Genomic DNA, 13,323 nt, shown 5'->3' with positions numbered 1-13,323 from the left:
TGGCAACGTATCGCTTGCTTTAAAACAATTAATAGTTGCTTGATCAAACGTCTGCAAGATGGACAATCATCCTTCCTGCAGGCGCCTTCACAAGATACCTGCGCATACTTTCAAAGATCCGGGGAAGTGGCCTCAGCGCCGTTCCCGTGTGCCGCGAAGTTTCCTTCGTAGCGAGCCGCCCATTATAGCCGGCTTTTCTGCTTCGTCAACACCTTTTTTCAAGGCCGTCTCACCGGAGTGGACGTTGTTGCCGATGCTGCTTCGTCGTTGGGCCCGAGGGCCTTTCGTCGTTGCGAGCCGCCTATTATGCCGGACTTTTCGAGTCCGTCAACACCTTCGTTCGATCAACGCGTTCGTCGGTGGTGGCGTCGCTGTTCGCGTGTCGTTTCCGGAGAAGCGATGCGCTGCAGCAAGGGGGCGAATTCTAGAGATCCTGCCGATTTCGTCAAGGCTTTTTTTTGCACGGTGATGACAGAAGCATCGCGACATCACGCATGACGTACGCTCGAAGATCACGGCGGCGTTGCCCGCGCGTTGCGCGGGCAACGCCGCAACCCCTATCAATGCAAGGATGCACAATGCAGGGATGCACAGTGGAGACAGCGCAATGAGCATGCAGGTGCGGCGCGCGTGGTGGCGCGATCTTTCGATGCCGGCCATCGTCGCTGGCTTCATTACGGTGCTGGTCGGCTTCGCCAGCTCAGCCGTGATCGTGTTCCAGGCGGCACAGGCCGTCGGTGCCAACCAGGCGCAGATCGCCTCCTGGATGTGGGCGCTGGGGCTGGGCATGGGCGTGACCTGCATTGGTCTGTCACTGCGCTATCGCGTGCCGGTGGTGACGGCGTGGTCGACCCCGGGCGCGGCGATGCTGGTGGTGGGTGCCGGCGGCGCGTCGCTCGCCGAGGCCACGGGCGCATTCCTGCTGGCCGCCGTACTCGGCTTGCTGGCGGGCTTCTCGGGCATCTTCGCCCGACTGATGCAACGGGTGCCGATGGCGCTGGCCGCCGGCATGCTGGCCGGTGTCCTGCTGCGCTTCGGGCTGGATGTGTTCGTGGCCATGAACACCCAGCTGGTGCTGGCACTGGCGATGTTCGCCACCTGGCTGGCCGGGCGCACGCTGTTCCCGCGCTATGCGGTGATCGCCACGTTGCTGGTCGGCATCGCCGTCGCCGCGAGCCGTGGCCTGCTGCACGCCCAGCAGGTGCATCTGCAGATGGCGATCCCGCAGTGGGTGACGCCCTCCCTGTCGTGGACCGCCGTGGCCGGCATCGCCCTGCCCCTGTTCGTGGTCACCATGGCCTCGCAGAACATTCCCGGCGTGGCGGTGATGCGGGCATCCGGCTACGACGCCCCGGTGTCGCCGCTGATCGGCTGGATCGGTGTGGTCAATACACTACTGGCGCCGTTCGGTGCGTACGCGCTGAACCTGGCGGCAATCACCGCCGCGATCTGCATGGGCCGTGATGCACATGAGGACCCGGCACGGCGCTATACCGCCGCCATGGCGGCAGGTGCCTTCTACATCGTCATCGGACTGTTCGGCGCCACCGTGGCCGCACTGTTCGCGGCCTTCCCCAGAGAGCTGGTGGCCTGCGTGGCCGGTATTGCCCTGTTCGGCACCATCGCCAACAGCCTGGCCAGCGCCCTGGCGGTGGAGCGCGACCGCGAGGCGGCACTCGTCACCTTCCTGGTCACCGCCTCGGGGGTCTCCCTGGCCGGGATCGGCTCGGCGTTCTGGGGGCTGGTGGCCGGTGCGCTGTGCCTGCTGGTGCTGCGGCCCCATCAGGGCCGCTGACCTGCCCTACCCCGCCACTGCGGCGCCGACGGTGCTCAACACTACCGAGATGACGATGGCGACGAGTGTGGCGACCACGCTGGTGCCGCCGCGTGCGGTCAGTTCGCTGCGCAGCCGTGCGTCATCGCCGCCGCTGACGGCACGGGCCTGGGCGATCAGGCGCTGGCAGTGTGCCAGGTACCAGGTGTTGCCAAAGGTGCCGGTGGTGACGCTGAGCGCGATGGTGATGACCAGCGACACGCCTTCGGGCACATCCAGCAAGGTTTCCACCACGCTGATCAGCAGTAGCAGGCCGACCCACATTGCCGCCAGGCGGTACATCCTGCGGTACATCATCCAGATCGGGCCGAGCAGGAAGGCCGGCCAGTGCCAAGTGCCACTGGCCGTGGCAATGCCCTGATCCAGCCGCCAGCGCTGGCGATAGATCGGGAAGTTGCCGCCGACCACGCTGGCGTACAAGGCCATCTCGCCCTCCAGCCCCGCGGCGGCAGCGGTATCCGGTGCAGCGGCGGGCACTCGATACGGATCGGACGGATCGCCGACACTTGGCGCAACGACCTCAACCGGTGGGGCTGTGTCGATATCCGGAGCCGGCGCCATCTCGATGGGCGTTGAATCCTGTTCCAGCTCCGCCAAGGGGCGCCACGAGGGCATGCCTTCGCGCCACAGCAGCGTGCGTGCCGTCACCGTGCCGTCCTGCTGCAGGCGACGCAGGGCGGCCAGGTCCACCGGTCCTTCGCTCTGCCTGCTGTTGGCGTACCACCACTGTGCTTCCTGCATGAAAACGTCCTTGCTGCGTTGATTCGTTACCGGGTGACCGGTGTCCACGGTGCCGCTGACAATGTCTGAGACAGCACGTGGCTGCCACCCGGCGGCAGGGTCACCACGTCGGGCCCGGCGTTGGCCGCTTCCAGGCAGACGTAGTCGCGCCAGCCCTCACCCACATCTGCCATCTTCGCTGCAGCCTCGGCACCGGGATTCCACGCCACCAGCGAGCGACTTCCTTCCGTACGGATGTCGATGCGGCGTTTCAGCACCGGATCGCGCAGGACATAGTGACCCTTGGCCTGCGTGTAGATGCGATCGCTGCGCCCGGGATCACGGGGATCGCGCAACGTCCAGGCGCCCTGCTGCCGACGCGGCGTCGCATAGTTCTCGAACTTGTCCAGATAGTCCAGCCCGTCCACGCCGTCCACCTCCACCGCGCTGGCATCACCCACGCGGAAATAGTTGTGCAGCGCCTGGGTGATGCTGGCATGGGAACTGCCGACGTTCTCGGTGATCAGTCGCTGGGTCAACTGGCGGCCTACGCGCACAGTCATCCGCAGCCGCAGGTCCAGGCTCTGCAGCACCGGGGGTGCCAGCGTGAGCTCGATGCTGCCGTCGTCCAGGCGACGGGCCTGTTGCAGTTCCCACGGCACGGTACGCACGAAACCGTGGGCGGGCACGTCGTTGCCCTGGCCCTGGCGGCCGAAGTACGGCCAGCAGACGGGGCTGCCTCCGCGGATCGGCGTGGGCAGTTCGGCGCGCCGGGGGGACAGCCACATCAGATCCGGCTGGCCCTTGGGCACGAAGGAAAGCAGCTGGCCGCCAAACACACTGACGGCCGCGCTGGCGTCGGCGGTTTCCACCAGCCAGGCATCGAGCCCTTGGTACTGCCCGCTGCGTACACCCTGGATCTGCTGCACGTGGGATCGACTCCGTATGGCCGGCGATTGCACGGCACTGTAGTTGCTGGGAAGCATGAAACGCGTGGGCACCGGCGCAGTGCGCGGCGTGTTCTGCAGAGTGCGAAGGATACGCTGTCCCGCGCGCCCATCTGCGTTGGCCCAGCCCAGGCGCTGCTGCTCGGCCTGGATCGCGCGGCGCGTGGCGGTACCGATCATGCCGTCGGCAGCACCGATGTCGTGGCCGCGGGCCAGCAGCAGGGTCTGCAGCTGGCGGCGCTCATCGCGGCCCAGGCCTGGATCGTCGGTCGGCCAGGCGGTAGCCAACCCGTTGCCGCCCCGCAACTCGTCGGCCAGCGTCGCGATCGCCAGCGCATAGCTTTCGGCAGCGTTGTAGCTGTAGATCGCGTCGTAGTTGCGGAACACCAGCAGCGCCGGGCCCTTGTTGCCGGCCGGCAGCAGCAGGGCGGCGCGCGCATCCGCCGGCAGGTTGGCCGGAGCCAACGCGCTGCCATCCAGCGCGGTCACGCCCTGCGCGCGCCAATCGGCCAGGGCGCGACGCTGGGTGCGGCCGGCCTGGCTGGCGTTGAAGCCGGCGGGCACACGCACCTCCATGCCCCATGGTTCACCACTGCGCCAACCGGCACGCTTGAGGTAGTTGGCGGTGGAGGCCAGTGCATCGGGAATGCTGCCGACCAGATCGCGGCGGCCATCGCCATCACCATCCACGGCGATGCGTGCATAGGTGCTGGGCATGAACTGGGTGTGCCCGAAGGCACCGGCCCAGGAGCCGGTGAGCCCCTGTGCCTGCAGGTCGCCGCGGTCGATCAGCTTGAGCAGCGCCAGCAGCTCACCGCGGAAGAAAGGTTGGCGGCGGCCGGCGCACGACAGCGTGGCCAATGACTGCAGCAGCGGGCGCTTGCCGAACACGCGGCCGTAGTCGCTCTCCACGCCCCAGACCGCGACGATGGTGGCCGGATCGACGCCATACTGGGCCGACACGCGATCGAGCAGGTCGCGGTGCTGCTGCAGCAGGGCGCGACCATCAGCCACACGCTGGCGATCAACCAGCGCGGCCAGATAGTCCCAGATCGGCGTGGTGAATTCGGGCTGTGCATCGAGCAGGCCGAGCACGCTGGGGTCCGGGGTGAGCCCGGCGGTGATCTCGTTGAAGCGGTCAGCGCCGATGCCCTGGGTCGCGGCGGTGGCCTGCAGGCCCGCCAAGCAGCGGTTGAACGCCGGATCGGTGCTGGCGGCGGAAGCCGCAGGCAGCGTCGGGGTCGACGCAAGGGCGGCCGCCAGGCCGAGCGTGGTCAGAACAGGCATGGCGTCCTCCGTGTTGCCGTTGCACGGCCATCTTAGGGGTAGCGATGCCGCCGAACCTGAAGGGGCACCGGCTGGCCACCACCTCAGGCGCGGCGCAGCAAGCGCAGGCCATAGGCGGGGCTTTCGGCATCCCATCGCTGCGCCACCTGCAGGCCCGCCTGCCGCAACAGCGCGTCGAAGCTGTCATCGGTGTACTTGTGGCTGTACTCGACGCGGATGGGTTCACCGGCGGCGAAGTGGAAAATGCGGCCATCGAGGTGGACGTCCTGTGCCCGCTGGCTGACCAGATCGGTCTCGATGCGCAACCGCGCAGAGCTGTAGCGTGCACGATGACGGAAGCCATCGAGATCGAAGTCGCTGCCGATTTCGCGGTTCAGGCGGGCCAGCAGGTTGAGGGTGAATGCGGCGGTGACGCCCTGCGCATCGTTGTAGGCCGCCTCGATCAACGCCGGGTCCTTGTGCAGGTCGATGCCGACCAGGGCCAGGCCATCACGCCCCATGGTCTGGCGCATCGCGCGCAGCAGCGCGACCGCGTCCTCGCCTTCAAAGTTGCCCAGCGTGGAACCCGGGAAGAACAGCAGCCGTCGCGCGGGTTCGCGTTCGGGCATGGGTACGGCGACGGGACGGGTAAAGTCGGCACAGACCGGCAGCATCTCCACCTCGGGCAGCGCCGGGGCCAGATGGTCGATGCTGGACAGCAGCGCGGCACGCGAGATTTCAATCGGCGTGTAGGCCACCGGGTCGTGCAGGGCGGCCAGCAGCAACGCGGTCTTGCGGCCACTGCCGCTGCCCAGCTCCACCACGTGCAGGTGCGGCCCGACGCTTCGGGCGATGTCCGGCAGTACCCGTGAAAGCAGGGCCAGCTCGGTACGCGTGGGGTAGTACTCGGGAGTATGCGTGATCTGCTCGAACAGGTGCGAGCCGCGTGCATCGTAGAAGTACTTGGACGGCAGCTGGCGGGGCGTGCGCAACAACCCGGCCACCACGTCGGCAAGGATCTGCTGGCGGCCGGGAGTGAGATCGGTCAGCGCCTGCAGCGCGTCCTGCACCGTACTCATGCGAGATCCCTGGCCAGGCGCAGCCCGGAGAACTGCCAACGCGCCGGGGGCATGAAGAAGTTGCGGTAGCTGGCACGCACGTGGCCACGCGGCGTGGCGCAGCTGCCACCGCGCAGCACCCATTGCCCGCACATGAACTTGCCGTTGTATTCACCGAGGTTGCCGGCGAAAGGGCGAAAGCCCGGATAGGCGCCATACGCGCTGTGGGTCCATTCCCATACATCGCCGAACAGCTGCCGCAGCCCACTGCCCTGCCCCGCCCGAGGGTGCAGCTGATCGTCGTCGGCAAAATGGCCACGCAGGGGCTGCGACGCAGCGGCGGCTTCCCACTCGAACTCGCTGGGCAGGCGCGCACCAGCCCAGCGGGCGCAGGCATCGGCCTCGTAATAGCTGAGATGGCAGACCGGCGCATGCGGGTCCAGTTCTCGCCAACCGCCGAGGGTGTACTCGCGCTGCAGGGCATCGTCCCAGTACAGCGGGTGCTGCCAGCCCTCGGCTTCGCGCAACGCCCAGCCTTCGCTGAGCCACCAGCGCGGCTCGCGGTAGCCGCCAGCCTCGATGAAGGCGAGGTACTCGCCATTGCTGACGGGACGCTCTGCCAGTGCGTGTGCAGCCAGCAGCACGCGGTGCGGCGGCGATTCGTTGTCGTAGGCGAAGGCGGTGTGCTGCGGCCAGGCTGCGGCGCCAATGGTAATGATGCGTTCGGGTGATTCGATCCAGCCCTGCGCACTGGCAGCGCTGGTGGCAGGCTGCAGGTCATCACGGTAGGCTGGCTGCAACGGATTGCACCAGAACGCATGCTTGATGTCGGTCAACAGCAGTTCCTGGTGCTGCTGTTCGTGCTGCAGGCCCAACTGCAGGTGCTGCAGCGCCTGCTCATCAAGGTCGCCTGCCGCCAGTCGCGATTGCACCTGTGCATCGACCTGCTGGCGGTAGTCGTGCACCTGCTGCAGCGAGGGCCGCGACAACAGACCGCGTTGCGGCCGCGCGTGCGCCGGACCGATGCTTTTGTAGTAGCTGTTGAAAAGATAGTCCCAGGCTGGATCACGCGCCGGCGCACTGGCGAATCCTGCCAGCACGAAGCGTTCGAAGAACCAGGTGGTGTGGGCCAGGTGCCACTTGCTGGGACTGGCGTCGGCCATGCTCTGCAGCATGGCGTCCTCTGCACTGAGCGGTGCGGCCAACTGCAGGCTGCGGGCACGAACACGTGCGAAGTGGTGGGCGAGGTCGTGCTGCGGGGCAGCGACGGCGGTGGGTACGCTGTCCATGCCTACAGCATCGGCGCAGTGCGGTGAGTGCGACGTCATGGCGGCACACTGCCCCATTCACATGGTTGCGGGCGTACCTTTTCAAGAAGCGCGTGTTCAAGAAGCGGGTGAGGACGCCGCTAACGGCAGTGTTGCGGCCGCATCGTCACCGCACTGGACTTCCTGCGTGCCCCTGCATCCACTCCGCCAGCCTGCGCATTACCTGTTCGTGCTGCCCGCCGTGCTGGTCGTCCTGGTGCTGTGGATGGCACTGGGCACCGAGGATGTGGCCAGCCCCGCCCAACGCATCCTGCCCTGGCTGCTGGCCTGCCTCGGCGCGGGCCTGGCCCTGCTCTACCACCAGATACGCACGTTGTGCCTGCTGCTGGTCGTGGCGGTGGTGTTCGCCCTGCTGCACCGGGACGTCGGGGGCTACCTGCGCAGCGGCCATGTCGACGCCTTGACTCCGTTGCGCTTCCACGCAATCTCGGCCTGGGTGCCGCTGCTGTTTGCCGGGCTGGCAGTGTGGCCGGAACGCGGACGCCGACGCCAGGACCTGCTGCTGCGCAGCGTGGTCTGCGGCGCGGCCCTGGTGATCTTCCTGCTGCTTGCGGCACAACAGCCGCAGGGCATGCACGATCTGCTGTCGAGCCGTCACTGGGCCTGGATTCCCGCCGACTGGAATGCGCTGGCGCAGCTGCCGGCGCTGCTGTTCCTGCTGGCGAGCGCAGCGCTGGGCTGGCAGGCGTGGCGGCATCCGCGGCCACTGCACACGGCGATGCTGCTGGCCCTGCTGTGCCTGTGGTGGATGTTGCCGCGGATCTTCCTGCAGCCGGTACTGCTGCCGGCGCTGAGCAGCGCCGCCCTGCTGCTGATGCTGGGCGCGATGCTGCAGGAATCCTTCCACATGGCCTTCCGCGATGAGCTGACCGGCCTGCCCGGGCGACGGGCGTTCAACGAGACCCTGCAGCGGGCGCGCGGCACCTACAGCATCGCGATGGTGGACGTGGACCACTTCAAGTCGTTCAACGACACCCACGGCCACGATACCGGCGACGACGTGCTGCGCCTGGTGGGGTCGCGGCTGGCGCGTGTCGGCGACGGTGGCCGAGCGTTCCGCTATGGCGGCGAGGAATTCGCGGTGGTGTTCCTGGACCGCCCAGCGGCGGCCTGCATCGAGGCCGTCGAAGCACTGCGGCAGAGCATCGAGGACACCCGCATGCAACTGCGCGACCGCAGCACCCGCAGCCGTGACGACGAAGCTGGCCGTCAGCAGCGCGGACGCGGCGGCACCGGCCAGGTGGTGCAGGTGACGGTCAGTATCGGGCTGGCCGACAGCCGCGTGGATCCGCGACCGACGGCAGTGCTCAAGGCCGCCGACCAGGCGCTGTACATGGCCAAGGACGGAGGTCGCAACCAGGTCCGCGCGCACGGCGGCCAGCGCCTGCTGGCTGCATCCAGTGCGTAGGGCTCAGACCGCGTCGAGGTAATACCAGCGGCCGTCGATGCGCCGGAATCGGCTGTGCTCGGTCATTCTCACCGCGCTGCCGCCGCCGATGCGGTAGCGCGCGGTGAAGCGCACTTCAGCACTGTCTGCGCCGGTGACCGCGTGGTCGTGCACGGTCAGGCCCAGCCAATGGGTGCGCTGGCCTGGCGCATCGCCCAGCGACAACTCGGCCGGACGCGTGTCCGGGTGCCAGGTGTGGCGCAGGTAGCCGGCCAGGCCCCGCACATACGCGCTGTAGCGCGAACGCATCAGGTGCTCGGCATCGGGCGCGGCTTCACCGGCATGAAAACGACCACAGCAGGCGGCATAGTCGGCGGGAAGGCCACAGGGGCAGGGATCGGCGGGTTTTCGGCTCATGCCGGCATTGTCGCCGGGTTGCGGGGATTGATCCACGCGCGGCGGGAGTCACCTGGAGCAGGACAGGCGTATGCTGTCGCGCCCCCACCTTGATTGATCGCCGTGCTGGATCTGGTTCCCCCTGAGTTGTGGTGGCTGGTGGTGATCGCCTTCATCGCCGGTCTTGTGGATGCCGCCGTGGGTGGCGGTGGCCTGGTGCAGCTGCCCGGCCTGTTCACGGTGCTGCCGCAGCAGACGCCGGCGATGCTGTTTGGTACCAACAAGTTCAGTTCGATGTTCGGTACCGGTGCGGCTGCGTGGCGCTATGCGCGCAATGTGCGCTTCCCGTGGAAACCGGTACTGTTCGCGGCCGGCACGGCCTTCATCTTCTCCTTCGCCGGGGCCACTGCGGTAAGCCTGCTGCCCAAGGACGCGGTGCGCCCACTGGTGCTGGTGCTGCTGATCGCGATGCTGGCCTACACGCTGTGGAAGAAGGACTTCGGCGCGTTGCACCGGCCCCAGGAGATCGGCCGCCGTGAACTGGTGATCGCGCTGGCGATCGGTGCGGCGATCGGCTTCTACGACGGCTTCTTCGGGCCGGGCACCGGCAGCTTCCTGATCTTCCTGTTCGTGCGCTTCTTCGGCCTGGATTTCCTGCGCGCCTCGGCGGCGTCGAAGGTGGTGAACCTGGCGACCAACGTGGCGGCGATCTCGTTCTTCGTGCCGACCGGCAACATCCTGTGGTTGTTTGCGCTGCCGATGGCCACAGCCAACATCATCGGCTCGGTGGTGGGCACGCGCCTGGCGCTGAAGGGCGGCACGCCGTTCATCCGCAAGCTGTTCGTGGGGCTGGTGGTGGTGCTGATCGCGCGGATGGCGTGGGATACGTTCCGCGGTTCGTGAATGAGCGTTGCCGGCCAGCGGCCGGCACTACCGGGTCATGAACCCGCCCACCGGTAGTGCCGGCCGCTGGCCGGCATCCCATTCAATCGGCCGGGTCAGGCCTCGGCTTCTTCCGGTTCGTTGGCCTGCTGGCGGCTGCGCTCGGGCAGCTTCAGGCGCTTGCCTTCCTCGTCGTACTCGATCAACAGCACGCCGGAGTCGTGGCGGCCGCTGATTTCGACGAAGCAGGCGCCGCCGATGAACGGTTCCAGCGTCATCACCGACTTCAGCGGGGTGGCAACCACCATCTGGAAGCCGAAGTTGTCGAAGATGTTCATTGCCAGTGCGGTGAACTCGTTGTCGGCCTTGTCGAAGGCCTCGTCGAGCACGACCGCGGCGTAGCTGGGCAGCTGGCTGTCGGCGCCGCCGAGCTGGTAGCGCAGCGCAGCCGCCAGGCAGGTAGTGGCCAGCTTCTGGCGCTGGCCACCGGACTTGCCGGCGCCGCTGCGGTAGATCTCGACCTGCTGGCGCGTTTCCGCATCCAGCTCGACGCCGATGAACTCCACGTGCATGCGCACGTCCAGCACCAGCTCGCGCCAGCGCTTGTCCTCGCCTTCCTGCGAGCCGAGGCGGTTGACCAGCTGGCGCAGCACGGTGAACTGCGACTCGGCCAGCTCGCGCTGCTCGGTCTGCTGCTGCGACAGCACCTCGCGCAGCTGCAGGTGGAACTCAGCGACCTCCGGCAGGCGGCGGTCGCTCAGTTCGATGGTCAGCAGCGTGCCACGGTTGAACGGCACCTGCTCCAGGCTGGCGTTCACCTCGTCCAGGCGCTGGCCGATCGACTTGCGGGCCTCTGCGCTGTGGCGCTGCAGGGCCAGCAGGTTGTTCTTGCTCTGGTTCTGCAGCAGGTCGAAGAAGCGCTCTTCGTGCTGTGGCAGGCCGTCGCGTTCCAGCCGTTCGAGGCGTGCGAGGAAGTCCTCGGCCGAGGCCACCGACACGGTGAAGTCGCCCGACTCCTCTGGCCACTGCTGGATGAAGCGACGGAAGCAGCCGATCAGCTGGTTCTCGATGCGGTTGAGGTCCTGCTGCGAGGACGACAACTGCTCGTTCAGCGCGTTGCTGACCTGGCGCATGTGCGCTTCGAGCGTTTCCAGGCTGAGCGGCCCCTGTTCCTGCAGGCGCTCGGCGAGGCCGGCTTCCTGCTCCTGGGCCAGGCTCGGCAGCACCAGTGCGCGGCTCTGCTGGCGTGCGCGGTCAAGGCGATCACGTTCCTTGACCAGCTGGCCGCGCTCGACGCGGACGTCTTCATAGGTGCGGCGGGACTGCTCGATGTCGGCGCGCACGGCGTCGATCTGCTTGGCCAGCTTGGCGAGATCGGCGTTGCCTTCGCGCAGGTCGCGCAGGGTGGCTTCGATATCGCTCAGGCGCTGCTGCGGAGCGGCGATGTCGATCTCGTTCCAGCTGATGCTGACCAGCTCGTGGCAGGCCAGGCGGCGTTCGTTGTCGCGGTCACGCTGCCCGCGCAGGCGCGCGATGTCGGTCTCGCAGCTGGCGATGCGCTTGGCCAGCTCCTGTGCTTCGCGCTCGAAGGCGCCCACCTTGTCGTGGTTGTTGAAGCCGAGGATCCAGCGACGGCGGTCGCCCACCGCACTGCGGTCGTCCTTCTCGAAACGGTCGCCGGGATGCTTGACCTGGCCTTCGCGGGTGATGCCGCGGTCGACGTTGCGCAGCTGCCTGGCATCCACGCATTCGTAGTCGAAGCGCTTGCCCAGCTCGCGGCGCAGCCAGCTTTCGAACACATGCTCGCGCAGTTCAAGCTTGTGCAGCAGCGACTTCGCCGACGGCTCACGGGCGAATGCATCATCGTTGCGGCGCACGCGGTAATAGGTGAAGCGCATGCCAAGGTGGGTACGGTTCACCCATTCGGCGACGTCGTTGTAATGCTTGTCGTCGACCAGCAGCGACAGCGCGAAGCCACCCAGCACGCGCTCGATGGCACCCTGCCAGCCCTGCTCTTCCGAGCGGACCTGGATCAGTTCGCCGACGAAGGGCAGTGCCGCCTCGGCGATGCCGGTTTCCTCGGCCAGGCGCGCGCGCAGCTTCTGCATCGGCGCCGGGATGTTGGAGGGCGTGCGCTGCATCGCTTCGAGTTCGGCACGGACCTCGCCGAAGCGGCGCTCGTCATCGCGCTTGCCGCCCAGGCGGTCACTGATCGCGTCGTCCAGTGCCGAGGAGGCACGCTGGCGGTCCTGCAGCTCGTTCTGTGCGCGCTCGACCAGTTCGGCGAAGCCATGGGCGTCGTCCGGCAGTTCGGCCCCCAGCTGCTGCGCCGCCTGGCGTGCCTGCTCGCGCTTGGCCTGACGGCGATCGCGCTCAGCTTCGGCACGACCCTGCTCGCGTTCCAGTTCCTCGATGCGCTCACCGCCCTGCTGGCGGCGCTGCAGCTCCAGTTCGGCCAGGCGCTCGGTGTGGTTGTCGAGCGCGGCACGGCGCTGGGCTTCTTCGCCAAGCAGGCCGCGGTCACGCACGTCCATCTCGCGCAGGCGCGCTTCGATCAGCGCCTGGCGCCGGCTCTCGCGGAAGCTGTCGACACCCAGCTTCAGCGCTTCGTCGTCGCCACGACGGCGGTGCATTTCCTTCAGGTCGTTGTAGTAGGCGCGGGCCGGCAACAGGGTTTCCACCTGGCGGCGGGCGGTGACCACCGCCTGGTGCGCGCCATCAAGCTCGGCAAAGTCGCTGACCAGGCGCTCGGCGGCGTCGAAGGTCTTCGGCGTGTCGAGCATGAAGTCGCGCAGGAAGACGTTGAGGTCGCCCAGGTTCTTCGCCGACTGCGTCTTGTGCAGCAGGCGCAGCGCCATCTCGTTGTCGATGCCGAGCAGGTCGCGGAAGCGCTCGGCGTAGCCGGAGAAGGTGTCGAAGTGGTGCAGGTCGGGCAGCTTCTGCTTCAGCTTGCGCAGGTCCAGGTCGAAACCGCCGAGGTCCTTGGCGATGTCGAACGGGCGCTCGGCGATCATGTAGTGCTTGCGCACATCGCCGGCCGAGGTGCCATTGCCGGAGATCCACAGCAGGCGCACCAGGCTGACCACGCGGCCATCGCCGGCGCGGTATTCCAGCACCAGTGCGGTCCAGGTCGCGCCCTTGCGCAGGTACTGGGTGGCGATTTCGCCGGTGCCGCTGTCCTGCTGGTCGGCCCACGCGCCGCGCACGTAGGACACCAGGTTGCGGTCGCGGCCACTGCGCTCGGCTTCACGTGCAGCGGCGTTGAAGTCGACGATGGCCGGTGGCGTCAGCAGCGCGGACATGGCATCGAGCAGGGTCGACTTGCCCGAGCCGGAGCGGCCGACGAACAGGAAGCCGCGTTCGGCGATCGGTACTTCGGTCAGGCCGTTGAAGGTGCCCCAGTTGTGCACCTGCAGGCGGCGCATGCGGAACTGCTGCAGGCGCGGGTCCGGCAGGCCTTCGTTGAACAGGGCGGGAGTGTGCTTGGAGATAGCCATGCGATGGT

The 13,323-nt window shown here is 67.5% G+C and carries 9 protein-coding genes; 3 read left to right on the top strand and 6 right to left on the bottom strand.

The features are described 5' to 3' along the window. The first annotated feature begins 607 nt into the window (after window positions 1–607). Complete coding sequence (locus AC5P7S_RS14175; RefSeq protein WP_095379428.1) at window positions 608–1,795, top strand: benzoate/H(+) symporter BenE family transporter; 1,188 nt, start codon at window positions 608–610, stop codon at window positions 1,793–1,795. A gap of 6 nt (window positions 1,796–1,801) precedes the next feature. Here the strand turns inward: AC5P7S_RS14175 and AC5P7S_RS14170 are convergent, their stop codons facing one another. From AC5P7S_RS14170 to egtB, 4 genes are all read right to left on the bottom strand, one after another. Next, window positions 1,802–2,575, bottom strand: coding sequence for a DUF2628 domain-containing protein (locus AC5P7S_RS14170; RefSeq protein ID WP_005421320.1), 774 nt, complete (start codon window positions 2,573–2,575; stop codon window positions 1,802–1,804). Between the two features lie 26 nt (window positions 2,576–2,601). Next, entirely contained in the window at window positions 2,602–4,788 is a 2,187-nt protein-coding gene (locus tag AC5P7S_RS14165) for a lytic murein transglycosylase (protein ID WP_095379431.1), read from the bottom strand. An 83-nt stretch (window positions 4,789–4,871) separates the two neighbouring features. Continuing rightward, window positions 4,872–5,846: an L-histidine N(alpha)-methyltransferase gene (gene egtD, locus AC5P7S_RS14160; protein WP_095379433.1), complete on the bottom strand. Its 975-nt coding sequence runs from the start codon at window positions 5,844–5,846 to the stop codon at window positions 4,872–4,874. Then, window positions 5,843–7,114 carry an ergothioneine biosynthesis protein EgtB gene (egtB, locus tag AC5P7S_RS14155; protein ID WP_095379435.1) on the bottom strand — a complete coding sequence of 424 codons (1,272 nt, stop codon included), beginning with the start codon at window positions 7,112–7,114 and terminating at the stop codon, window positions 5,843–5,845. The genes egtD and egtB overlap by 4 nt, the downstream gene beginning before the upstream one ends. A 166-nt stretch (window positions 7,115–7,280) precedes the next feature. On the opposite strand from egtB, the gene AC5P7S_RS14150 reads away from it, so the two are divergent. Next, a complete protein-coding gene (locus AC5P7S_RS14150) occupies window positions 7,281–8,561 on the top strand; it encodes a GGDEF domain-containing protein (protein ID WP_053496752.1) in 1,281 nt (426 codons plus the stop codon). Window positions 8,562–8,564: 3 nt separating this feature from the next. On the opposite strand, the gene AC5P7S_RS14145 is transcribed toward AC5P7S_RS14150, so the two are convergent. Further along, window positions 8,565–8,957 carry a YchJ family metal-binding protein gene (locus AC5P7S_RS14145; RefSeq protein WP_095379437.1) on the bottom strand — a complete coding sequence of 131 codons (393 nt, stop codon included), beginning with the start codon at window positions 8,955–8,957 and terminating at the stop codon, window positions 8,565–8,567. A gap of 102 nt (window positions 8,958–9,059) precedes the next feature. Here AC5P7S_RS14145 and AC5P7S_RS14140 point away from each other — a divergent pair, with 102 nt between their 5' ends. Continuing rightward, on the top strand, window positions 9,060–9,839 hold the full coding sequence (locus AC5P7S_RS14140) for a sulfite exporter TauE/SafE family protein (RefSeq protein WP_053496761.1): 780 nt from the start codon (window positions 9,060–9,062) through the stop codon (window positions 9,837–9,839). A 95-nt stretch (window positions 9,840–9,934) separates the two neighbouring features. Here AC5P7S_RS14140 and AC5P7S_RS14135 read toward each other — a convergent pair whose 3' ends face one another. After that, window positions 9,935–13,315 carry an ATP-binding protein gene (locus tag AC5P7S_RS14135; protein ID WP_005421304.1) on the bottom strand — a complete coding sequence of 1,127 codons (3,381 nt, stop codon included), beginning with the start codon at window positions 13,313–13,315 and terminating at the stop codon, window positions 9,935–9,937. Window positions 13,316–13,323 lie beyond the last annotated feature (8 nt).

This window comes from Stenotrophomonas sp. YJH_SMC_32 (assembly GCF_059369975.1).
Note: the sequence above shows the minus strand (reverse complement) of the source record. Positions and strands in the feature narration are given on the sequence as shown.